Origin of the sequence: Streptomyces sp. NPDC006134, assembly GCF_040628835.1 — a bacterium.
In the GTDB taxonomy this organism is placed as follows: Bacteria; Actinomycetota; Actinomycetes; order Streptomycetales; family Streptomycetaceae; genus Streptomyces.
This window is the reverse complement of record NZ_JBEXTV010000014.1, coordinates 36,526-58,433: the sequence shown is the minus strand read 5'-3', so window position 1 is coordinate 58,433 and position 21,908 is coordinate 36,526. Positions and strand designations below refer to the sequence as shown.

The window sequence follows — 21,908 nt, the reverse complement described above, 5'->3', positions numbered from 1 at the left end:
GGGGTGAGGGCTCGCGGTACGGCGCCCCCGTCGGCCCCGGGACGGGTGAGCGTCCCCCGCTCGGCCCCCCTCTTTGCAGCCGCACCGGTTACCGTGCTGCCGTACGTGATCGCCACGTGACCGACAGGGGGAGGACATGCCCGGAACCGTGCTGCTGCTCGCGGCCTCGCCCGTGGGCAAGGGACGCCTGGTGGACGCCGCCTCCGTGCTGCCCGTCCTCGCCGCCGTGCCGCCCTCCGTGCTGTCCGGCACGGAGGCCGCGACCGTCGTCGAGCTCGCCGACCCCCTGGAGCCGCAGGCGGTGCTCACCAGGCTGCGCGCCGCCGCGGCGGCCCCCGGCCCGCTCACCGTCTATCTCGCCGGGCAGCTCCAGCTGGACCGCCGCCAGCGCCTGCCCCACCTCGCGCTGGCCCGCACCACCCCGGCCACCGTCCGCTACACCGCCCTGCCCTGGCACTGGATACGCGAGGAGCTGCGGCTGCGCCCGGCGGGCGCGACGACGCTGCTGCTGGACCTGCACGCGGACCAGGAGACCTGGGAGTGGCTCGGCACCCACCCCCTCGACTCGGGCCGCAACAACGCCGTCTACGGCCGCGTCGCGCCGCCGCCGGCCCGGCGCGGGGTGGCCGTGCCGGCGTACATGAAGAGCGTGGCGACGATCCTGCGCAGCGGGTACCGGCCCCCGCTGGACCAGCTGCACCAGCACGCGCTGGCCCGCACCGCCGCCGAGAGCCCGTCGCCCGGCCTGGTGCTGACCGCGCCCGGACCGGTGCCGGGCGATCCGCACGCCGCCATCACCGCCGCCGTCCAGGCGGGCCGGCACGCCGACGCCGACGCGCTCGCCGCGCACCACGAGCGCGCCGCCCGGCAGGCGTACGGCGCGGCGTCGGAGGAGGCGCTGCACTGGGCCGAGGTCCGCGCCGACCTGGCGATGTTCGCCGGGGACCCGGTGCGCAGCTGCCGTACCTGGCTGGTGGTGGCCACCACCCGGCTCAACGCCGGCCAGGCGGCCGACGCGCCCGCCGTCGAGGCCGCCGCCGACCGGGCCCACCACCAGTGGGCGCGCATCCGCGACGCGTCCCGCGCCCGGGAGCTCGGCGCCGCGCTCGCGGAGCTGCGGGGCCGGGTGCCCGGCCGCCGGCAGGGCGCGCTGGACCATGTGCGCCAGCAGCTGGACCGGCTGCAGACCCAGCCCTGACCCGCGCCAGGCCGCGCTGTGCCGGGCCGCGCCGTGCCGCGCTGTGCCGGACCGCGCCGTGCCGGGCCGTGCCGGGCCGCACCGCTCCGGACCACTCCGGACCGTGCCGTGCCGTGCCGCACCGCACCGGACCACTCCGGACCGTGCCGTGCCGGGCCGCACCGCTCCGGACCGCACCGCACCGGGCGCCGGTGACACCCCTGCGCACGCGCCCGCGCACGCTCGGTGACGACGGCGTACGGACCCTCCCCTGTGCGTGACTCCGGTGCCATGATGGTGAGTTATGGCGGAGGGGGACGGAGTGACCACGCAGGGTATCCGTATCCGGCTGGACGGCACCGCGAGCGAGAGCGACATCGGTGCCCTGCGCAAGTGGCTGGAGCGGGAGAAACCGCTGGAGGAGCTGATCCGCGCGGGCGAGCTGCGGATCCACGAACGGAGCCGGGCCGACGAGACCGGCGCCCCCATGGGCATCGGCATGGAGATCGTCGTGGCGCTGGTCGGCGGCGCCGGTTCCGTCGTCTTCCGGGAACTGCTGGACCAGGTCAAGGCGGCCGTGCAGGCCTGGCGGGCCAACCGGCGCGAGGTGGAGGACGGCGAGCCGCCCGAGGGCCGTGTCGATCCGGTGAACCTCGACGACAGGTAACCCCGTGGCCGGTTTCGACCCGCGTGGGCTGGTGAACCGGGCGCTGCTGGCCGGGGTGTCCGAGTACGACGTCACGGGGCCTCCGGACGGCGTGCCCGGGGACCTGCCCGCCGTCCGGCACAACCTGCACCGGCTCCGCGAGGCGCTGCGGCGGGGCGGGGTGTTCGGCGAGCACGAGATCACGGTGCTGCCCTCGCCCACCCTGGACGACTTCAGCCGGACGCTGGGCACCACCGCCAAGGAGGCCGACGGCCTGCTGCTGCTGTACTTCGCCGGGCACGGGGCGATCCCCAGCGCGGGGGACGAGCTGTTCCTGCAGATGCGCAACGCGCGTGTCGTCGCGGGCGGACATGCCGTGTTCCCCGGCGCGGAGATGTTCACCACCGTTCTGACGGTCCTCGCCACCAGCCCCGCCCGGCGCATCGTCATCGTCCTGGACTGCTGCTTCGCGGGCAACGCCGCCCGGATCTGGGAGACGTTCACCGCCCGCGACAAGCGGCGCGTGCTGCTGCTGATGAGCGTGCAGGCCAACCACCGCATCGACGCGGGCGCCCCGCACACGCCGACGCCGTTCACCGGGGAGCTCGTGACGCTCCTGGAGAGCGGGGAGGAGCTGACGTTCCGGAACCTCGCCGACCGGCTGCGGGAACGGATGGCCGCGGGCGGCCACCGCACGGTGCGCGGTGATCCTTGGGAGCCGCAGAGCCGTACGGAACCCGGCGAGGACGTGCTGCTGGCGACCCGGACGGCACCCCCGCCGCCCCCGCCGCCCCCACCATCCCCACCCCCGCGCCGGTCGCCGTGGGCGGCCCTGATCGCCGCGCCGGGGAGGGGGGCCGCCGCCGTGGGCGCCCGGCTGCGGGCACGGCCGGGACACCCGCGCCCCGGCCGCCGCCCGGTCGCCCGCGCCGTCGCCGCCCTGCTCGTCCTGGCCGCCGCCGGCCTCGGCTGGTACGGCGTCACCGCCGTCGTCGCCGGCGACCGCGCCCCCTGCGCACCGGCCCTGGAGCTGCGCGTGCTGACCGACCCCGACCTGGAGCCGACCGTCCGGGCCGCCGCCGACGCCTACCTCACCTCGGACGAGAACACCACCGGCGACGGCTGCCGCCGCAGCGGCATCACCGTCTACAGCGCGGGAGCCGCCGACGCGGTCGCCGCCCTGCGCGGGCAGACCGGCGCCTGGCAGGAACCGCACGACGACGACGTCAACCCGCAGCGCGACGTCGGCCCGCAGCCGGACGTGTGGATACCCGCCTCCCGCGCCGACGCCGGCCGGGTCACCACCGGGCAGGACACGGACGCCGTCGCCGCCCTCGAACCGGACGGGGAACCGCTCGCCTACTCCCCGGTGGTGCTGGCCGTGCCGCAGGACCTCGCCGCGGAGCGGCTCGACGAACGCCGCGGCCCGACGCTGAACGAGATGATCGACGCCCTGCGCGCCCGCCACGAGGACGCCGCGGTGCACCGCCCCGACCCCGAGTTCGCCACCACCGGGCTGCTCGCCACGACCGGCCTGTACCACACCGACCCATGGGACCCCGGCCGTGCCGAACGCCGCGTCGACCAGCCGGGCCCGCCCTCGCCCACCGCCGCCGACCTGCTGTGCACGCTGCCCGACGACGACGCCGTGGACGACCGCACCGCGGCCCTCGTCCCCGAGTTCCTGATGAAGAGCGGCCTCGGCTGCGACAGCGCCCGGCGCACCCCGCGCAGCGCCCAGTACCCCATCGACGTGCCCGGCCTCGAACCCACCTTCGTCCGCGTCCGCTGGCAGGGCGCCGACCGGGACGAGGACGACCGCGACGCGGCGGCCGACGGCTTCCGGTCCTGGCTCCTGGGGGACCGGGGGCAGGAGGTGTTCGGCCGGGACGGGTTCCGCGCGGCCACCGGCGACCGGCCGCTGCTGGACACCGGGGACGTCGCCGACGGGGTGCTGCGCGACCCCTTCCCGCTCACCGAGCCCGCCGGCCGGGACGCGATGGAGGCGGCGCTGGCGGGCTACCGGGGCGCCAACGGGCCCGGCAGGGTGCTGTTCCTGCTGGACGGCTCCGGCTCGATGGCCGACCTGTGGGAGGGGCCCAGTGGCGGCCCCGGCCTGCTGAAACAGTCCCTGGGCGGGCTCGGCCCCCGCGACGAGTACGGCGTGTGGGCGGTGTACGGCACCGGCGAGGACACCTACGACACCCTGCTGCCCCTGGCCCGGCACTCCCGCGCGGAGGCCGAACGCGACATCGACCGCCTCGCCCGCGTCCGGGACGCCGAGGCCGACCCGTACGGGGCGCTGCGCGCCGCGCTCGACGAGATGCAGCGGCGCGGCGCCGACGACCAGCGCCCCCAGCTGATCGTGTTCATCACCGACGACGAGGACGCCGGCCGCCTCACCGGCGACCGCCTCGACGACGTCCGCGACCTGTCCCGCGCGGCACGGGTGCCGGTGACGATGGTGTCGCTGGCGGGCGGCGGCTGCGACCGGGGCAAGCCGGACGCCGCGGTCTCCGCGGCCGGCGGTGGCCGCTGCCTGGACGCCGACGACGACCTCGGTGCCGCCCTGCACGACGAGGTGGCGCGCACGGGAACGGGGGAGGACGCATGACCGGGGGACCCGCGGCCGGTGCGGCGACACCACGACGGCGACGCCCGGCGGCCTCGTACGGGCCACGTCGCTCAGCGGCCTCGTACGGGCCACGTCGCTCAGCGGCCTCGTACGGACCACGTCGCTCAGCGGCCCCGTACGGACCACGTCGCTCAGCAGCCTCGTACGGACCACGTCGCTCAGCGGCCCCGTACGGACTGCGCGCGGTGGTGCTGCACAGGCTCCGCGCGATGGCGCCGCGCGGATTCCGTGCCGCGGCGCCGCGGCGGTTCGTCGCGCTGCTCGCCGCCCTGCTGCTCCTCGCCGCCTGCACCGGCGGCGGGGGCGGGGGCGGTGACGGGGGCGGCGGCCCGCAGACCTCACCGTCCGCCACCGCCGACGAACCCGGGGACATCGTGGTCGCCAGCGGCCGGGACGTCACCGGCAAGAACGGCGTCCGCCAGCGGCTCATCGACGCCTGGAACGTCCGTCAGGAGCGGGAGGGCACCGGTTACCGCGCCCGTCTGGTGGAGCTCCCCGGCAGCGCCGACGAGCAGCGCAGCCAGCTGCTGGGCGCCCTGCAGTCCGGCAGCGCCGGGTACGACGTGGTCAACCTGGACGTGACCTGGGTGCCGGAGTTCGCCGCCGCGGGCCTGGTCCGCCCGCTGCCCGAGCGGCTGGTCGACGGGGACGTCATCCCGTCCGTGGCGAGCACGGCCCGGTGGGACGGCCGGGTGTACGCGGTGCCCTTCAACAGCGACGTCGGGCTGCTCTACTACCGGCCCGACTACCTGAGGCAGGCGGGTGTCCAGCACACCGACCTGAGCTCCGGCCTGGACTGGGAACGGCTGCGGACCCTGATCGTCGACCTCGACGACCGGGACCCCGGCGCCTACGACCAGGGCTGGACCACCCAGCTCGCCGCCTACGAGGGCCGCACGGTCAACGCGGTGGAGGCGTTCGCCTCGGCCGTACCGGACCTGGTGCTCACCGACGCGGACGGCCGCTACCGCGCCACCGCCGGGCAACTGGCCCGGGGGATCGCCGAACTGCGCCGGCGCACCGACGCGTCGTACACCCTCCCCGACGCCGTCCGGTCCGACGAGGCGGCCTCCGTCGGCGACTTCGCCGACGGCCGCACCGCGTTCCTGCGGCACTGGCCGTCCGTCTACCGCACGCTGTACCAGTCCTTCACGAGGCGGCAGCTCGGCGTGGCCCCGCTGCCCGGCCGGGCGGTGCTCGGCGGGCAGAACCTCGCCGTGACCGGGGCGTCCCGGCGGGCGGGCAAGGCGGCCGAGCTGATCGAGTACCTCACCGGCCGGGAGAGCGAACGGTGCCTGCTCGACGCGGGCTTCGCGGCCACCCGGGTCTCCGCCTACACGGACGACACGGTCCGCTGCCCGGTGACCGCCGGCGCCCCGTCGGCGTCGCCCACCGGCGAGAGCGCCGACCGCATGCCCCGCGACGCCGCCGGCCGGCCCGAGTACGCCCGCCCCATCCTGCTGCCGGCCCTCCGCAGAGCCGTGCACCGCCCGCGCACCCCGCTGTACGGCGCCTTCACCCAGACGCTCACCGCCCGCCTCGGCCCCCTGTTCGGCGCCGGCCCGCCGAGCGACGAGGAACTGGCCCGGGCCCTGGACGAGGAGCTGCGCGAGGCGCTGCCGGACTGACGCCCCGGACCGACACTGACACACCCCGGACGGCGTCTCGGACCGCGCGGCCTCGCTACGGCCGCCGGGGCGCGCCGTCCGCCACGGAGGTGCCGGGCGTGTACGCGGTGTGCGTGCCGGAGCCGGATCCGGAGCCGCGGCCGGAGCCGGGGTCCGTCACCGGAACGGGGCCCGCGTTGGCCGCCAGGCCCAGGAGGGCCACGGCGACGGCGGCGGCGGCCAGACCTCTGACGTACCGCTCGGCGGAACGGGTGCGGACGAGCACGGCGACCTCGCAGCGACGGTCAAGTGCCGGTCGGCGGCGGTCGACGACGAACGGCAGGGGGTGGGGGGGTGGCGAGAGGTGACACGGGGTGACACGGGGTGATGCGGGGTGATGCGGGGTGACACGGAGCGGGGGGCGGCGTTCGGCACGGCACCGGGCCGAACACACATGGTTCACGGTTGAACTTAGGGCCGGTGGCGTCGGACGGGCAAGGCGGCAGGGCGGGTTTCGCCCCTGTGGCCAGGGGTAGTCGGGGCTCGTCTCCGGGCAGGTGACGCCGTCGGTGGCGGCTCGTCCTGCCCCGGAGCCGCCGACGTTGCCGGCCGCGAAGACCGAAGGAGGCGGTAGGCGTGCGTCCCAGGGACGACGACCGTCGCGGCGAGCCGGGCGGCGACGGTCCCCGGCCGCCCGCATACGGCACCGAACGGTACCCGGACCCGGCGGAACGGACGTACGCCGCCGAGGCGATCGCCGAGGGCATGGGCGGCGCCGGGCCCGGTGAGGTTCCGGGGCGCCTGTGCGAGGTGGCGGTACGGCTGCTGCCGGTGACCGGGGCGAGCGCGTCCCTGCGCGGCGACGGCGTCCCCGTCCAGCTGTGCGCCAGCAGCGATCTGGCCGCCTATCTGTCGGACGTCCAGGCGACGCTGGGGGAGGGCCCCTGCGTCCAGGCCGCCGAGTCCGGTGGCCCCGTGCTCGCCCGCGACCTGACGACGGGCCCCGACGCCCGCCGCTGGCCGGTCTACGCCCAGTACGCCACGGCCGTCGGCGTGCGGTCGGTGTACGCGCTGCCGCTCGGCAACGACTCGGTGTGCGTGGGCACCCTCGATCTCTACCGCGACACCCCCGGCACCCTCACCGGCCCCCAGCTGCACACCGCGCGCCTCGTGGCCGCCGTCATGACGGTGGCCCTGATGGCGCTGCCGCACGGCGAGGAGTACGACGCCCAGGGCGGCGAACCCTGGCTGAGCGGCCTGGCCGCCGAGCACGACGAGGTCTACCGGGCCGTCGGCATGATCATGGCCCAGCTCGGCGTGGGCGCCGACGAGGCCCTGGCCCGCCTGCGCGCCCACGCCTTCGCCCACGGCCGCACGGCCCACGACGTGGCCCGGGACGTGGTGACGCACCGGGAGCGGTTCGAGCGGGACCGGTAGGACCGCGTGCCCACACGGTCCGGAGGGCACGCGGGCGCCGGGGACATCGAGGGCGCAGGCGGCCGACGACGACAAGGTGAAGTTCGGCAACCACGGGCAGGTCGCCGGCTGCGACGCCGTCGAGGTCGCCGGCCAGCCGAACCTCGGCCCCGGCGACCACGGCACCGACTGCGCGAGGAACAGCGCGGAGGAGGAGGCCGGGACGGTGTACGGCGTACGGCGTGCGCGGGGTGGACGTCGTGAGCAAGGCGTCCGCCGGGTTCCTCCCCCACGGCCACGACCGGCGCTGATCACACGGCGCCACCGGCCGTCCGTCCATCGGCCGTCCGTCCATCGGCCGTCCGTCCATCGGCTGTCCGTCCACCGGCTGTCCGTCCACCGGCTGTCCGTCCACCGGCTGTCCGTCCACCGGCCGTCCGTCCACCGGCCGTCCGTCCACCGGCCGTCCGTCCACCGGCTGTCCGCCCGTCCGGTCCTCCGCCCGTCCGGTCGTCCGCCCCTGCCCCGCCCTACACCTGCACCCGCCCCAGCCTCCGTACCTCCGCCAGCCGCAGGGCCCCGGCCTCCACCGCCCGCCACGTCGCCTCACCCGACACCTCTCCGAGGCCGCCGTGGGTGAGGGTGATCGCGTCGTCGCCGACGCGGACGGCGGCCAGGTCGACGGTGAGGAGGGCGGGACCGCCGTCGGCCGTCCGGCCGCTCAGCGTCACGCGCAGACCCTGCCGGGCGTCCCCCACGTCCGGCAGTGGGATGCCGGTGACCTGCACGGGGCGGACGTCCCCGCCGGCGCCGACGGCCCGGAAGCGGGCGCAGGTGTCCGGGAGCGCGCCCAGCCGGGCCAGGACGCGGTCCACGTCCGCCGCGCGGTGGGCGGTGACGCGGTAGTGCAGCTGGGCCCCGTCGTAGGCGTCGTCCAGGGCGGTCACCGCGCGCGGGGCCGGGGCGTCGCCGCCGAGGACGTCCTCGGTGTAGAGGGCGTCCAGGAGGTGTCCGCAGTCGGGCACGTCGGCGGTGGCCTTGAGCAGTTCGTCCCGCCAGGTCGCGGTGCCGCGCGTCGGCACCCACGGCGTCCCGAGGTCCGCCTCGGTGATCAGGGCCGCCCGGGCCTGGTCCTCGGTGAGGGCGGGCGGCGCGGCGGGCGGCGGCTCGGCGACCGCGGTCCGGGCCGCCACCGGGGAGGTGGCGGACGGGCGGGGCGCTCCCCGGCCGTCGGCGGCGCAGGCGGCGACGGTCAGCAGGACGGCCACCGAGAGGGCGGCGACAGCGAAGGGGCGGACGGCCGGGGGATGGGTCATCGGGGTGCCTCCTGAAGAGCCGTCCAAGACCGGTTCGCTCCTCCACGGCACCACCACACCCGGCCCCCCACCAGCGCGCGGGGCCGTCCGGGTGAGACGGCCGCGGAGACCGCGAGGGCACGACGCCGGACACGCCCAGAACCCCCGGCGCGTCCGGCCCCCCGGCACCCCCGGCGCGTCCGGCCCCCCGGCACCCCCGGCGCGTCCGGCCCCCCGGCACCCCCGGCGCGTACGCCCGCCGCCCCGGGAAAACCCGTCGTGCTCCCGCCGCCCGGCCGCTACCGTCGACCCATGCAGCCCGTCGCGCCCGTCGCGCCCGTCGCGCCCGTCGCGCCCGTCCGCCCGTTCTCGACGACGACGCCGGAGAGTGTCCCGGCGCGCTGACGGCTGATCTTTCGGCATCCGAAGCCCCGGGGCGAGCGCCCGGGGCTTCGTCGTGTGGTGCTCGCCCTCCCCGTACCCGGCATGTGAGGAGCCCACCGTGCACGACCACCGACGCCTCGGCCGCGACCTCGGCCTGTTCGACACCGACCCCCTGATGGGCGCGGGGCTGCCGTACTGGCTGCCCGACGGCGCCGTCGTCCGCCACGCCCTGGAGGAGTACGTCCGCGAGGCGGAGCTGCGCGCCGGGTACCGGCACGTGTACTCGCCGGTCCTCGGCAAACGCGAGCTGTACGAGATCTCCGGGCACTGGGACCTGTACCGCGGCGACATGTTCCCGCCGATGAGGCTGGGCGCCGAGGAGGTCGTCCTGCGCCCCGGCCTGTGTCCCCACCACGCCCTCGTCTACCGTTCCCGTGCCCGCAGCCACCGCGAACTGCCCCTCCGCATCGCCGAGCTGGGGGCCATGTACCGCTCCGAGCCCTCCGGCGTGCTCGGCGGCCTGACCCGGGTGCGGGCCATCCACCTCAACGACGCGCACGTCTTCTGCACCGCCGAGCAGGCGGCCGGCGAGGTCCGGGCGGCGCTCGGCCTGATCCGCCGCGCCTACGCCGACCTCGGCATCCGAGCCGCCCGCTACCGGCTCTCCCTGCCGGGTCCCGGCGGCAAGTACGTCGCCGATCCGGAACTGTGGCGGCGGGCCACCGCCCTGCTGAAGGAGGCACTGGAAGAGGCGCCGGAAGAGAAGCCGGAAGAGGAGCTGGAAAAGGCGCCGGACGGGCTGCCGTACGAGGCCGCCGAGGGGGAGGCCGCCTTCTACGGACCCAAGATCGACGTGCAGATCGCGGACGCCGCCGGACGCGAGACCACCCTCTCCACCGTCCAGGTCGACTTCCACCAGCCCGCGCGCTTCGGCCTGCGGTACACCGGTGCCGACGGACGCCGGCACCGGCCGGTCATGGTGCACCGCAGCGTCGTCGGCAGCGTGGAGCGGGCGGTCGCGCACCTGATCGAGGTACACGGCGGCGCCTTCCCGGTGTGGCTGGCGCCCGTGCAGCTGGTGGTGCTGCCGGTCGGCGAGGCGCAGGAGGAACGGGCGTACGGGCTGGTGCGCGAGGCCCTCGCCCTGGGGCTGCGGGCCGAGGTCGCCGGGCCCGGGCAGGGCACCCTGGGCGCCCGGATCCGGGCGGCGCGGCTCGTGCCGTACCAGGCGGTGATCGGGGAGCGGGAGGCCGCCGCCGGCGACCGGGTGGCCGTACGGCTGCGGGACGGGCGGCGGCCGGGGGAGGTGTCCGGCGCGGAACTGCTGCGGCGGGTCGCCGAACGGGCACGGGACCGGGGAGGAGAGCTGTGGGGACCCGCGTGAGGACACGTCCGCGTAAGGTCACGGAGGAGGTGCCGCGGGCGCCAGGTCCCGTGGCCACGGTGGAAGGAGCCCCGGCCGTGACGACCGAACAGCCCATCCCGGTGATCATCGACTGCGACACCGGCATCGACGACGCCCTCGCCCTGCTGTTCGCGGTCCGCCACCCGGGCCTGGACCTGCGCGCGGTCACCTGCGTGGCCGGGAACACCGACGTCGACGGCGTCGTCCGCAACACCCTGACCGTGCTGGAGCAGGCGGGCGCCCCCGCCGTCCCCGTCGCGCGGGGCGCCGAGCGCCCGCTGATCGAGGCGGTGCGCACCGCCCGGCACGTTCACGGGCAGGACGGCATGGGCGACCTCGGCCTGCCCGCTCCCGCCCGCACCGCGGCCGACGTGGACGCGGTGACGCTGCTGCGCCGCGAGATCCTCGCCTCCCCGCGCCCGGTCACCCTCATCCCGACGGCGCCCCTGACCAACATCGCCCTGCTGCTGCGCACCCACCCCGAGGTCACCCGCAACATCGAGCGGATCGTGTTCATGGGCGGCGCGGTGGCCACCGGGAACGCCACGCCGGTCGCCGAGTTCAACGTCTGGCACGACCCGGAGGCGGCGGCGGTCCTGCTCACCGCCGGGGTGCCCATGACCATGTACGGGCTGGACGTGTTCCAGCAGGTCGTCGTCCCGGGGGCGGACGTGGCGCGGCTGCGGGGCAGTTCCGAGCCGGGCGCCCGGCTCGCCGGCGAGCTGCTCGCCCACCGCGGCCCGGTCACCGGCGAGACGGAGCCCGGCGGTGGTCTCGGTGACGCGGGTGCGGTCTGCGCGGTCGTCGACCCCGAGGGCCTGACCACCCAGCTGCTGCCCGTGGAGGTGTCCTTGGCCCCCGGCCCGACGCGCGGCCAGACGATCGTCGACCGCAGGGCCCGCCCGGGCGAGTCCGAGATCCACGGGAGCGGACGGGAACAGACGCTGGTGGACGTGGCCCTCGGCGTCGACGTGGAGCGGTACGTGAAGCTGTATCTGACGGCTGTGGAAGGGCCGTAGGAACCGCGGAGCCGAGCGAGACCGAGCGGGGCCACGGAGCCGATACGGGCCCACGGAGCCGAGCGGAGCCGATACGGGCCCACGGAGCCGAACGGAGCCGATACGGGCCCACGGAGCCGAGCGGAGCCGATGCGGGCCCACGGAGCCGAACGGAGCCGATGCGGGCCCACGGAGCCGAGCGGAGCCGATGCGGGCCCACGGAGCCGAGCGGAGCCGATGCGGGCCCACGGAGCCGAGCGGAGCCGATACGGGCCCACGGAGCCGTTGGAGACCCGTGGACGGCGAACGCCCCGGAGACCTCTCCGGGGCGTTCGTACGGGCTGAGCCGTGGATCAGGAGCGGGCCGAGCGGCGGCGGCGCGTCGCCACCACGATGCCCGCGCCGCCCGCCAGCAGCACCGCCGCGGCGATGGCGAACGGCAGGGTGTTGCTGTCGGCGCCGGTCTCGGCGAGGTCGCCGCTGCCGCCGTTCGGCGCGTCGGCCGGGGCCGCGGCCGACGTGGAGGCGGAGGCGGACGGGGTCGCACCGGCCGGGGCCTCGGACGCGGGCGCCTCGGACGCGGAGGCATCGGCCGACGGCGTCCCGGCCGGGCTCTCCGTGGCGGGGGCCTCGGTTTCCGGCGCGTCCGTGTCCGTGTCCGACGGCTCGGTGGACTCGGAGGCCGACGGCTCGGGCTCGGTGGACGGCTCGGTGGTGCCGGTCGCGCAGTCCTTCGTCCCGCCGTTCCAGGCGGCGATCAGCTTGTCCTTGATGACCGCGCCGTTCGGGCCCTTGGGCAGCGGGCCGTGCTCGACGCCGTCGTTCGCGTCCAGCTTGCCGTCGTACTTGACCGCCCCGCGGTACAGGTCGATCTGCGCGAAGCAGCCCGCGTCGGGCACCGCGATGTCGAGGGAGTCGGTCTGCCCCGGCTTGACCGTCACGGTGTCGAAGTCGACGAAGACCTGCTCGCCGGAGGAGGCGAAGGTGGCGCCGTGGGCGAGGTAGGAGGCCAGGGAGGCCGTGCAGGTGGTGGCGTCACCGGCGGTGCGGACCTTGATGTGGACCTTGCCGTCCTCGGTGGGCTTCAGGTTCTGCTGGTCGACCTTGACCGAGTCGTAGAAGTTCGTGCCGTCGAGCGAGAACTGGCAGCGGTCGGTCTCGGTGACCGTGCCCGCGCCCGTCCCGGGCTTGTAGCCACCGCCCGAGCCCCAGCCGTCGCCGCCCGGCGCGCCGTGGGCGAAGGCCCCGGAGGCGGAAGCGACGGACGCGGCGCAGAGGGCGAGGCTCGCGGCGCCCGTCCCCAGCAGGCGGCGCACGGTGACACGTCTCGCTATGGACATGCAGATCCTCTTTTGATGTGTGCAGTACCCGGGGTGACGGCGGCGGGCAGCGGGAGACGCGCGGGCCGGCCGTACCGGGGGTGAGTGGTCGAAGAATCGCCGGACTCATTGTTCCCATGAGTCGCAGACAGGGCCATGGTGGGCGTCGCTGATCACCGCTGTCAACCTGCGACGATGTCAAAAACCTTGCCCTGTCTGCACAATTCCGTCACCTCGGGACCGATCCGTTCCGCTCGGTGCGCGTGTTCACTTTTCCGGTGTTCTGGACAGATTTCATGCTGTCGCCCGCACGCATCGCAGAGGAGACCGCGTGACCGTCCGCACCACCACGCCCGACCTGTCGTCCAAGGACCCCCACTGGTGGCGGCAGGCCGTCATCTACCAGATCTATCCGCGCAGTTTCGCCGACGCCGACGGCGACGGGCTCGGTGACCTCCGCGGCATCACCCAGCGCCTGACCCATCTGGCCGCCCTCGGCGTCGACGCCCTCTGGCTCAGCCCCTTCTACCCCTCCGAACTCGCCGACGGCGGCTACGACGTCGAGGACCACCGGGGCGTCGACCCGCGCCTGGGCACCCTGGACGACTTCGACGCCCTGGTGGCCGAGGCCCACCGCCTCGGCCTGAAGGTGATCGTCGACCTCGTCCCCAACCACACCTCGCACCGCCACGCGTGGTTCCAGGAGGCCCTGAACGCCGGGCCGGGCTCCGCCGCCCGCGACCGGTACGTCTTCCGCGACGGCCGCGGCGCGCGCGGCGAGCTCCCGCCCACCGACTGGCAGTCCGTCTTCGGCGGCAGCGCCTGGCAGCGGGTGCCCGACGGGCAGTGGTACCTGCACCTGTTCACCCCCGAGCAGCCCGACCTGAACTGGGAGAACGAACAGGTCCGCGCCGACTTCCGCACCACCCTGAAGTTCTGGTCCGACCGCGGCGTCGACGGCTTCCGCGTCGATGTCGCCCACGCCCTCGCCAAGGACCTGAGCGAGCCGCTGCGCGACCTGGGCGCCCCCGAGCTGAGCCGCGAGGAGGCGCTGACCGGGTTCGAGCCGGGCACCCACCCCTTCTACGACCGCGACGAGGTCCACGAGATCTACCGCGACTGGCGGAAGATCCTCGACGCCTACGCCCCGCCCCGCATGGCCGTCGCCGAGGCATGGGTGCCGGGCGCCCGCCGCGCGCTGTACGCCCGCCCCGACGAACTGGGCCAGGCGTTCAACTTCGAGTACCTGCAAGCGAGCTGGGACGCGGACGAACTGCGCCGCGTCATCACCGGGTCGCTCGCCGACGCGGCGGCCGCCGGGGCGTCGGCGACCTGGGTGCTGTCCAACCACGACGTCGTCCGCCACACCTCCCGCCTGATGCTGCCGCCGGGCACGGACGACAACGCCTGGCTGCTGTCCGGCGGCCGTGCCCCGGAGATCGGCGAGGCGGCCGGCCTGCGCCGGGCCCGCGCCGCGACCCTGCTGATGCTGGCCCTGCCCGGCTCGGCCTACCTCTACCAGGGCGAGGAACTCGGCCTGCCCGAGGTCGCCGACCTGCCCACCGCCGTCCTCCAGGACCCGATCTGGGAGCAGACCGGCCACGTCCGCAAGGGCCGCGACGGCTGCCGGGTGCCGCTGCCGTGGACGACGACCGGACCGTCGTACGGCTTCGGACCGGGCGGTTCCTGGCTGCCGCAGCCACCCGGCTTCGCCGCGTACGCCGTCGAGGCCCAGGACGGGGTGGCGGGCTCCACCCTGGAGCTGTACCGCACCGCCCTGCGGCTGCGCCGCAAGCTGCTCGACGGCGAGACGCTGACCTGGTCCGACGACGAGCCCCGGGGCGTACTCCGGTTCGACCGCTCCGACCGCTGGCGCTGCGTCGCCAACCTGTCCGGCAGGACGGTGCCGCTGCCCGCGGGGGAGGTGCTGCTGACCAGCGTGCCCCTGGAGGACGGACGGCTGGGACCGGACACGACGGCCTGGCTGGCCCTGTAAGGCCGGCCGGGACCCGCCGGCGGCCGGTGGGGGCGGGCCGCCCCGGCCCCACCGGCCGTCAGGCGCATCAAGCGCGTCAGGCGCGTCAGCCGCTCGGCTCCGGGGCGCCGGGAGCCGGCTGGGGATGACCGGCGGACTCCAGCAACGGCGCCGCGTGCCGCTCGGGGCGGTGGGTGCCCTCCGCCGGCACCCGGCTGCGGGGGGCGTCGGGGGTCCCGGAGAGCGGGACGGGCCGCCGCGCCACGAGCCGGCCGACCCAGCGCCGCCCGCAGTACGGGCACGGGGGCGCCCCTTCGGGGGTGTACGGGGAGGGTACGGCGGCGTTGTCCCGGGAGAAGTACTCCCACTCGTCCCCGTGGCCGTCGAGGTAGCGCTGGACGTCGTAGTCGGCGCTCCAGCGGTGCCAGCACGACCCACAGGTGAACTCGACACGCTCCACGGCAAGCTCGGTGATCACTGCGGCACACCTCCGATCGGACGGACGGACGTCGGTCGCTTCGGACGGAAGACGGCTCCCCGGGGCCGGACCGCCCGGCCGGGCCCACGGGGCCGTCGGACAACGCTTTACCCCGCCGCCCCGCCCTTGACAAGGGGCCCCCGACAAGGGGCCCCCGACAAGGGGCCCCCGGACCACCGCCCTCACCCGCTCAGTAGCGCACCGCCCGGGCCACCTTCGCGCGCACGTCTTCCGACAGGCCGTACGTGCTGCGGGCGGTGGCCCGGCCGGACCGCCCGGCCGGGACGTCGGGGACGGTGACGACGACGGTGTCGCGCAGATTGCCGTCCGGGTCGGTGAAGTGGATCTGCACCACGAAGGACTTCGCCGAGCCGGTGGTGTTGCGGGCGGTGACCTCGACCGCGACCCGCCCGTCACCGTCGGTGCGCGGCGTGCCGAGCCGTACGTCGTCCCTGACGTCGATGCCCTCGGTGATCTCCTCGATCCTGCGCCCCGCCTCCGCCGTCGCCGAGGCCAGTACGTCCGACGCCTCCGAGGCCAGGGAGGACGCGGCCGACGCGGCCCGGCTGGCGGCGTCGGCGGGCTCCTCGGACCGGTCGTCGCCCCCGTCGGCGCAGCCGGCCAGCAGGAGCGACAGCACCACGGCGCCCACCACCGGGGCGGCACCCACCACCCGGCGTGCCCGGTGTCCGGCCATCTCGCCTCCACGGAGTCGAAGGGACGCCCGGAGGCACGGCACCGCGTGCGCGCCACCTCCTCCGGCCCCTCCAGCCTTCAGCCCTCCCAGTGAAGAGCCCTCCGCACCGAGCCGCACCCCGGAGTCACCCGGCCGGGGAGAAGGGGTCGTACCGGCCGGACCGGCCGGAGCCCTGCTCACAGCAGCACGAAGCACCCTCGCCGCCGCAGCTCGGACATCATCGCCGGGGAGGGCTCGCACGCGTTCCAGCGCAGGTCCAGCTTCTCCAGCGAGGGCAGGTCGGCGACCCAGTCCGGCAGCCCGGTCAGACGGTTGCCGCGTACGTCGAGCTGACGCAGCCGGGGCAGCCCGGCCAGCGCCCGGGGCAGTTCGGTGAGCGCGTTCTCCCGCAGATCCAGGTGACGCAGCTCGCGCAGACCGGCCACGGACGGCGGCAGATCGACGATCACGTTGCCGCGGAGCCACAGCTCCCGCAGCTCGCGAAGGTTCCCGATGCCGTCGGGCAGGGTGGTCAGCCGGTTGTGCTGCGCCCGGAGTTCGACCAACCCGGTCATCCGGCCGACGGTCTCGGGCAGGGCGGTGAGGGCATTCTCGCCGACGTTGAGGTAGCACAGCCGCGTCAGGTTCCCCAGGGAGTCCGGGACCCGGGACAACCGGTTGTCGTGCAGGTAGAGGCAGCCGCTCAGACCGACCAGGTCGCCCAGTTCGTCGGGGACGGAGGCGAGGTGGTTGTGCCCGAGGTCCAGGGTGGTCAGCCGGAGCAGCCGGCCGATCTCCGGCGGAAGGTCCGTGAGCCCGTTGTCCGCGAGGATCAGCACCTCCAGCTCGGTACGCTCCCAGACCGACTCGGGTACTTTCCCCAGCTGCCGACGCCAGAGATCCAGCACATGCGGCACGCCCCGCTCCCTTCCCTGGTGTTCCCCGTGCTCCCCGTGTTCTCCGTGCTCCCCGATGTCTCTCGATCCCGTGGGCGAGGAGGACCGGCGAACCACCGCAAGCTACAGGGGAATTGGCCCGGGACCGGTGTGCGGAAGCGCCGTACGACCGGCGGATCGAGACGAGCACCCCTGCCCCGACGCGCGAGCAGCCGCGCCTCAAGGCGGCCGAGGGAGCGGGTCCGGGGCGTCGGGCACCCTGAACGGACCGGGGGCACGCCGGGCCAGGCCACCCTCCGGTTCCACTTCACGGACGGTTCCTGGTGCGACCTGGTGGTCCTCGGCGAGGCATGGCGGCAGATGCTGTCCCTGTTTCCGCCGGCCCCGAGGAACCGACCGGAGAGGAGCGGAACCCCGCCCCTCTCGGGCAGGGCTCGCGACCGGGCGGGCGGGACCGGGCACGACCACCACCTCATACGTCGCATACGCAGGATTCGCCGCATACGAAGACGAGCCGGATCGCGAGAAGCGATCCGGCTCGTCATTCCGCCTGTTCGGGCGGCTGCGGAGGATACGAGATTCGAACTCGTGAGGGGTTGCCCCCAACACGCTTTCCAAGCGTGCGCCCTAGGCCTCTAGGCGAATCCTCCGTCGAGAACATTACATGACGCTGGGGAGTGCTCGCGAACTCGTTCCGAGCCCGTGGAATCGGGTAACCTGAGCGCAGCCCCTCACGCGGCGCTATCTGACTGAACTCCCCCAGGGCCGGAAGGCAGCAAGGGTAGGTTGGCTCTGGCGGGTGCGTGGGGGGCGCTTTCGTTCCCGGGGGCCTTTCCTGGGCCTTTCCTGGGCCGGACCCGGCGGGCCAGGCGGGCCAGGCGGGCCGGGCAGGGCGGGTCCCGGGCCGGACTCCGGACCGGACGTCGTACCGGACTCCGGACCGGACGTCGTACCGGACTCCGGACCGGACGTCGTACCGGACTCCGGACCGGACGTCGGGCCGGACTCCGGACCGGACGTCGGGCCGGGCGGTCGGCCGAGGGGGCGGCCAAGCGGTCGGCCGGGACGCGGCCAAGCCCCTGACCAGGGGCGGAGCCGAGGCCCGGCCGGTTGTCGGCGGGCGCCTATAACCTCGTATGCGTGTCGTCTCTCGCGCTCTACCGCCGCTACCGCCCGGAGTCCTTCGCCGAGGTCATCGGGCAGGAGCATGTCACCGACCCGCTGCAGCAGGCGCTGCGGAACAACCGGGTCAATCACGCGTACCTGTTCAGTGGTCCGCGCGGCTGCGGCAAGACGACGAGCGCGCGGATCCTGGCCCGCTGCCTGAACTGTGAGCAAGGTCCCACGCCGACGCCGTGCGGCGAGTGCCAGTCGTGCCGGGACCTGGCGCGCAACGGCCCCGGTTCCATCGACGTCATCGAGATCGACGCCGCCTCGCACGGTGGTGTGGACGACGCACGCGACCTGCGGGAGAAGGCGTTCTTCGGCCCCGCCCGCAGCCGGTACAAGATCTACATCATCGACGAGGCCCACATGGTCACGTCGGCCGGCTTCAACGCCCTGCTCAAGGTCGTCGAGGAGCCGCCGGAGCACCTGAAGTTCATCTTCGCGACCACCGAGCCCGAGAAGGTCATCGGGACCATCCGGTCGCGGACCCACCACTACCCCTTCCGGCTCGTGCCGCCCGGCACCCTGCGGGACTACCTCTCCCAGGTGTGTGAGCAGGAGAAGATCCCCGTCGAGGACGGCGTGCTCCCGCTCGTCGTGCGGGCGGGCGCCGGTTCCGTACGAGACTCCATGTCCGTCATGGACCAGCTGCTCGCGGGCGCCGGTGCCGAGGGTGTGACGTACGCCATGGCCACCGCCCTGCTCGGCTACACGGACGGCTCGCTGCTGGACTCCGTCGTCGAGGCGTTCGCCTCCGGGGACGGGGCGGCGGCCTTCGAGGTCGTCGACCGTGTCATCGAGAGCGGCAACGACCCGCGGCGCTTCGTCGCCGACCTGCTGGAGCGCCTCCGCGACCTGGTGATCCTGTCCGCCGTGCCGGACGCGGGGGAGAAGGGGCTCATCGACGCCCCGGCGGACGTCGTCGAGCGGATGCAGGCCCAGGCGCGGTCCTTCGGCGCCGCCGAGCTGAGCCGCGCCGCGGACCTCGTCAACCAAGGGCTCACCGAGATGCGGGGGACCACCTCTCCCCGTCTCCAGCTGGAGCTGATCTGCGCGCGCGTGCTGCTGCCGGCGGCCTACGGCGACGAGCGGTCGGTGATGGCCCGCCTCGACCGGATCGAGCGCGGTGTGCACTTCTCCGCGGGCGCCGGTGCCCCCGCGATGGGGTACGTGCCGGGTCCCGAGGCCCACGCGGGCGACGCCGCCGTTCCGGTTCCGCCGGGCGGCGGACCGGCCGCGGCCCGGGCGGCGGTGCGCGCTTCCGGCGCGCCGGCCGGTGCCGGGGGTGCGGCGGCTGCCGCCACGCCCACCGGTCCCGGTGCGGCCGGTGCACCGGCCGTCGGTGCCGCCGTGCCGGCCTCCGCCGCGGGGCAGACCTCCCGGCCGCCGGCCGCTGCCGTACCCGCGCCGGCCGCCTCCGCGCCGGCCGCGCCCGCCCCTGCCCCTGCCACCCCCGCACCTCCTGCCCCTGCGCCTGCTCCCGCCGCCGCGTCACCGGCCGCGGCCGCCCCCGTGCCCGGTGCCTGGCCCACGGCCGCCGCCGCAGGCAGCGGACGCCGGCCCGGCGGCTGGCCGACGGCGGCGCCCGCGGGCGGCGGGCAGCAGCCCCCGGCGCCCGGCTCGCCCACCTCGCCCGCTCCCGCCTCCCGGTCCGTCCCCGCCTCCGTGCCGCCGGCCGGCCCGGCCGCCCCGGCCTCCCCGCCCCCGGGCGGCGGCGTCGACCCCCGCTCGCTCTGGCCGAACATCCTGGAGGCGGTCAAGAACCGCCGCCGGTTCACCTGGATCCTGCTCAGCCAGAACGCCCAGGTGACCGGCTTCGACGGCACGACCCTCCAGCTCGGCTTCGTCAACGCCGGCGCCCGGGACAACTTCCTGAGCAGCGGCAGCGAGGACGTGCTGCGCCAGGCGCTGGCCGAGCAGTTCCACGTCCAGTGGAAGATCGAGGCGGTCGTCGACCCCTCCGGCGGCTCGGCACCGCCGCCGACCGCCGGTCCCTCCGGTTTCACCGGCGGCCACGGCACGGGCGGCGCCGCCCCGGGCGGCGGCAGCGGCTACGGCGGCTACGGCGGTGGCGCGCCCTCGTCCGCACAGCGGCCGGCCTCCCCTTCCCCGTCGTCGACCCCGTCGCCGTCCCCGGCACCCGCGCCGGCGCCGGCACCCGCCTCCTCCCGTGCCGCCGCCCCCGCCCCCGTGCCCCCGGCGCCGGAGCCGCCCCCCGTCTCCCCCGAGGACGACATCCCCGAGGACGACGACCCCGACCTCGACGAGTCGGCCCTCTCCGGCAAGGAACTGATCGTGCGGGAGCTGGGCGCGACGGTCGTGGAGGAGATCGCGCACGAGTAGCGGACGGGCGAGGAGACGGGCCGGGGGTGAAGACGGGAGCCACCCCCTCGGAGGAACCCACAAACAACCGTCCCTCACCCCCTCGGCGGCCCGCACAAACCGTGCCGCCCCCCTGCCGTTAGGCTGACCCCGTGAAGGTCCTCGTCATCGGCAGCGGCGCCCGCGAACACGCCCTGTGCCGTTCCCTGTCCCTCGACCCCGACGTCACCGCGCTGCACTGCGCACCCGGCAACGCCGGTATCGCCGAGGTCGCCGAGTTGCACCAGGTCGACGCCCTCGACGGCAAGGCCGTGACCGCGCTGGCCACCGAGCTCGGTGCCGAGCTGGTCGTGGTCGGTCCGGAGGCACCGCTCGTCGCCGGGGTCGCCGACGCCGTACGCGAGGCGGGCATCCCGGTCTTCGGGCCCTCCAAGGAGGCCGCGCAGCTGGAGGGCTCCAAGGCCTTCGCCAAGGACGTCATGGCGGCGGCCGGAGTACCCACCGCCCGCTCGTACGTCTGCACGACCCCGGAGGAGGCCGACGCGGCCCTCGACGCCTTCGGCGCCCCGTACGTCGTCAAGGACGACGGGCTCGCCGCCGGCAAGGGCGTCGTCGTGACCTCCGACCTCGACGCGGCCAAGGCGCACGCCGCGGCCTGCGACCGGGTGGTCATCGAGGAGTACCTCGACGGCCCGGAGGTGTCCCTGTTCGCCGTCACCGACGGCGAGACGGTCCGTCCGCTCCAGCCCGCCCAGGACTTCAAGCGCGCGCTCGACGGCGACGAGGGCCCGAACACCGGCGGCATGGGCGCGTACTCGCCGCTGCCGTGGGCCGACCCGAAGCTGGTCGACGAGGTCATGGAGACGGTCCTGCAGCCGACCGTCGACGAGATGCGCCGCCGCGGCACTCCGTTCTCCGGGCTGCTCTACGCCGGTCTCGCGATCACCTCTCGCGGCGTGCGCGTGATCGAGTTCAACGCCCGGTTCGGCGACCCCGAGACGCAGGTCGTGCTCGCCCGGCTGAAGACCCCGCTGGCCGGCCTGCTGATGGCCGCCGCCACCGGCAACCTCGCCGACCTGGAGCCCCTGCGGTGGAGCGACGAGGCGGCGGTCACCGTGGTCGTCGCCTCGCACAACTACCCCGGCACCCCGCGCACCGGCGACCCGATCACCGGCCTGGACGAGGTCGCGGCGCAGGACGCCCCGCACGCGTACGTCCTGCACGCGGGCACCCGGCGCGAGGGCGACGCGGTCGTCAGCGCGGGCGGCCGCGTCCTGTCCGTGACGGCCACCGGCAAGGACCTCACCGAGGCCCGCGACCGCGCCTACCGGGCCGTCTCCCGCATCCGCCTCGACGGCTCCCAGCACCGCACGGACATCGCGGCGAAGGCGGCGGAGGCGGCAGCCGACGCATAGGCCGAGACCGCCAGGCCCTGCGGCCACCAGGCCCTGCGGCCACCAGGCCCCGAGGTCACCAGGCCCCCAAGGACCCGGCCCCTCCGATCGACACCGG

The 21,908-nt window shown here is 75.5% G+C and carries 16 protein-coding genes, 1 tRNA gene and 1 other RNA gene; 11 read left to right on the top strand and 7 right to left on the bottom strand.

The window, feature by feature from the left end:
- Nucleotides 1-136: 136 nt before the first annotated feature.
- The 4 genes from ABZ340_RS11775 to ABZ340_RS11760 all read left to right on the top strand — a co-directional run bounded on the left by ABZ340_RS11775 (nucleotide 137) and on the right by ABZ340_RS11760 (nucleotide 6,086).
- Nucleotides 137-1,198: a hypothetical protein gene (locus ABZ340_RS11775; protein WP_358781585.1), complete on the top strand. Its 1,062-nt coding sequence runs from the start codon at nucleotides 137-139 to the stop codon at nucleotides 1,196-1,198.
- A 301-nt stretch (nucleotides 1,199-1,499) separates the two neighbouring features.
- Nucleotides 1,500-1,844, top strand: a complete 345-nt coding sequence (locus tag ABZ340_RS11770; RefSeq protein ID WP_358781584.1) for a hypothetical protein — start codon at nucleotides 1,500-1,502, stop codon at nucleotides 1,842-1,844.
- 4 nt (nucleotides 1,845-1,848) lie between these two features.
- The gene (locus ABZ340_RS11765; RefSeq protein ID WP_358781583.1) at nucleotides 1,849-4,437 is read left to right on the top strand and encodes a substrate-binding domain-containing protein; all 2,589 of its coding nucleotides are present in this window, start codon (nucleotides 1,849-1,851) and stop codon (nucleotides 4,435-4,437) included.
- Nucleotides 4,438-4,667: 230 nt separating this feature from the next.
- Nucleotides 4,668-6,086 carry an extracellular solute-binding protein gene (locus ABZ340_RS11760; protein WP_358781582.1) on the top strand — a complete coding sequence of 473 codons (1,419 nt, stop codon included), beginning with the start codon at nucleotides 4,668-4,670 and terminating at the stop codon, nucleotides 6,084-6,086.
- A 55-nt stretch (nucleotides 6,087-6,141) separates the two neighbouring features.
- Here the strand turns inward: ABZ340_RS11760 and ABZ340_RS11755 are convergent, their stop codons facing one another.
- The gene (locus ABZ340_RS11755; protein WP_358781581.1) at nucleotides 6,142-6,351 is read right to left on the bottom strand and encodes a hypothetical protein; all 210 of its coding nucleotides are present in this window, start codon (nucleotides 6,349-6,351) and stop codon (nucleotides 6,142-6,144) included.
- Nucleotides 6,352-6,830: 479 nt separating this feature from the next.
- On the opposite strand from ABZ340_RS11755, the gene ABZ340_RS11750 reads away from it, so the two are divergent.
- Nucleotides 6,831-7,502: a GAF and ANTAR domain-containing protein gene (locus tag ABZ340_RS11750; RefSeq protein WP_358781660.1), complete on the top strand. Its 672-nt coding sequence runs from the start codon at nucleotides 6,831-6,833 to the stop codon at nucleotides 7,500-7,502.
- A 509-nt stretch (nucleotides 7,503-8,011) separates the two neighbouring features.
- On the opposite strand, the gene ABZ340_RS11745 is transcribed toward ABZ340_RS11750, so the two are convergent.
- Nucleotides 8,012-8,797 carry a hypothetical protein gene (locus ABZ340_RS11745; RefSeq protein WP_358781580.1) on the bottom strand — a complete coding sequence of 262 codons (786 nt, stop codon included), beginning with the start codon at nucleotides 8,795-8,797 and terminating at the stop codon, nucleotides 8,012-8,014.
- Nucleotides 8,798-9,278: 481 nt separating this feature from the next.
- Between ABZ340_RS11745 and thrS the strand changes: the two genes are divergently transcribed.
- Nucleotides 9,279-10,544, top strand: a complete 1,266-nt coding sequence (gene thrS / locus ABZ340_RS11740) for a threonine--tRNA ligase (RefSeq protein WP_358781579.1) — start codon at nucleotides 9,279-9,281, stop codon at nucleotides 10,542-10,544.
- A gap of 77 nt (nucleotides 10,545-10,621) precedes the next feature.
- Nucleotides 10,622-11,584: a nucleoside hydrolase gene (locus ABZ340_RS11735; protein ID WP_358781578.1), complete on the top strand. Its 963-nt coding sequence runs from the start codon at nucleotides 10,622-10,624 to the stop codon at nucleotides 11,582-11,584.
- A gap of 332 nt (nucleotides 11,585-11,916) precedes the next feature.
- On the opposite strand, the gene ABZ340_RS11730 is transcribed toward ABZ340_RS11735, so the two are convergent.
- On the bottom strand, nucleotides 11,917-12,903 hold the full coding sequence (locus ABZ340_RS11730; RefSeq protein ID WP_358781577.1) for an LAETG motif-containing sortase-dependent surface protein: 987 nt from the start codon (nucleotides 12,901-12,903) through the stop codon (nucleotides 11,917-11,919).
- A 310-nt stretch (nucleotides 12,904-13,213) separates the two neighbouring features.
- On the opposite strand from ABZ340_RS11730, the gene ABZ340_RS11725 reads away from it, so the two are divergent.
- Complete coding sequence (locus ABZ340_RS11725) at nucleotides 13,214-14,878, top strand: glycoside hydrolase family 13 protein (RefSeq protein ID WP_358781576.1); 1,665 nt, start codon at nucleotides 13,214-13,216, stop codon at nucleotides 14,876-14,878.
- Between the two features lie 85 nt (nucleotides 14,879-14,963).
- Here the strand turns inward: ABZ340_RS11725 and ABZ340_RS11720 are convergent, their stop codons facing one another.
- The 4 genes from ABZ340_RS11720 to ABZ340_RS11705 form a co-directional block, all read right to left on the bottom strand.
- A complete protein-coding gene (locus ABZ340_RS11720; RefSeq protein WP_358781575.1) occupies nucleotides 14,964-15,335 on the bottom strand; it encodes a hypothetical protein in 372 nt (123 codons plus the stop codon).
- 190 nt (nucleotides 15,336-15,525) lie between these two features.
- The gene (locus ABZ340_RS11715; protein WP_358781574.1) at nucleotides 15,526-16,032 is read right to left on the bottom strand and encodes a hypothetical protein; all 507 of its coding nucleotides are present in this window, start codon (nucleotides 16,030-16,032) and stop codon (nucleotides 15,526-15,528) included.
- A gap of 176 nt (nucleotides 16,033-16,208) precedes the next feature.
- Nucleotides 16,209-16,928, bottom strand: coding sequence for a leucine-rich repeat domain-containing protein (locus ABZ340_RS11710; protein ID WP_358781573.1), 720 nt, complete (start codon nucleotides 16,926-16,928; stop codon nucleotides 16,209-16,211).
- Nucleotides 16,929-17,472: 544 nt separating this feature from the next.
- Nucleotides 17,473-17,557 (bottom strand) — tRNA-Ser (locus tag ABZ340_RS11705).
- Between the two features lie 72 nt (nucleotides 17,558-17,629).
- Between ABZ340_RS11705 and ffs the strand changes: the two genes are divergently transcribed.
- From ffs to purD, 3 genes are all read left to right on the top strand, one after another.
- An RNA gene (ffs, locus tag ABZ340_RS11700) (signal recognition particle sRNA small type) lies at nucleotides 17,630-17,728 on the top strand.
- Between the two features lie 319 nt (nucleotides 17,729-18,047).
- Nucleotides 18,048-20,417: a DNA polymerase III subunit gamma and tau gene (locus tag ABZ340_RS11695; protein WP_358781572.1), complete on the top strand. Its 2,370-nt coding sequence runs from the start codon at nucleotides 18,048-18,050 to the stop codon at nucleotides 20,415-20,417.
- Nucleotides 20,418-20,548: 131 nt separating this feature from the next.
- Nucleotides 20,549-21,811 (top strand): phosphoribosylamine--glycine ligase, encoded by a 1,263-nt coding sequence (purD, locus tag ABZ340_RS11690; RefSeq protein ID WP_358781571.1) that lies wholly within the window; start codon nucleotides 20,549-20,551, stop codon nucleotides 21,809-21,811.
- Nucleotides 21,812-21,908 lie beyond the last annotated feature (97 nt).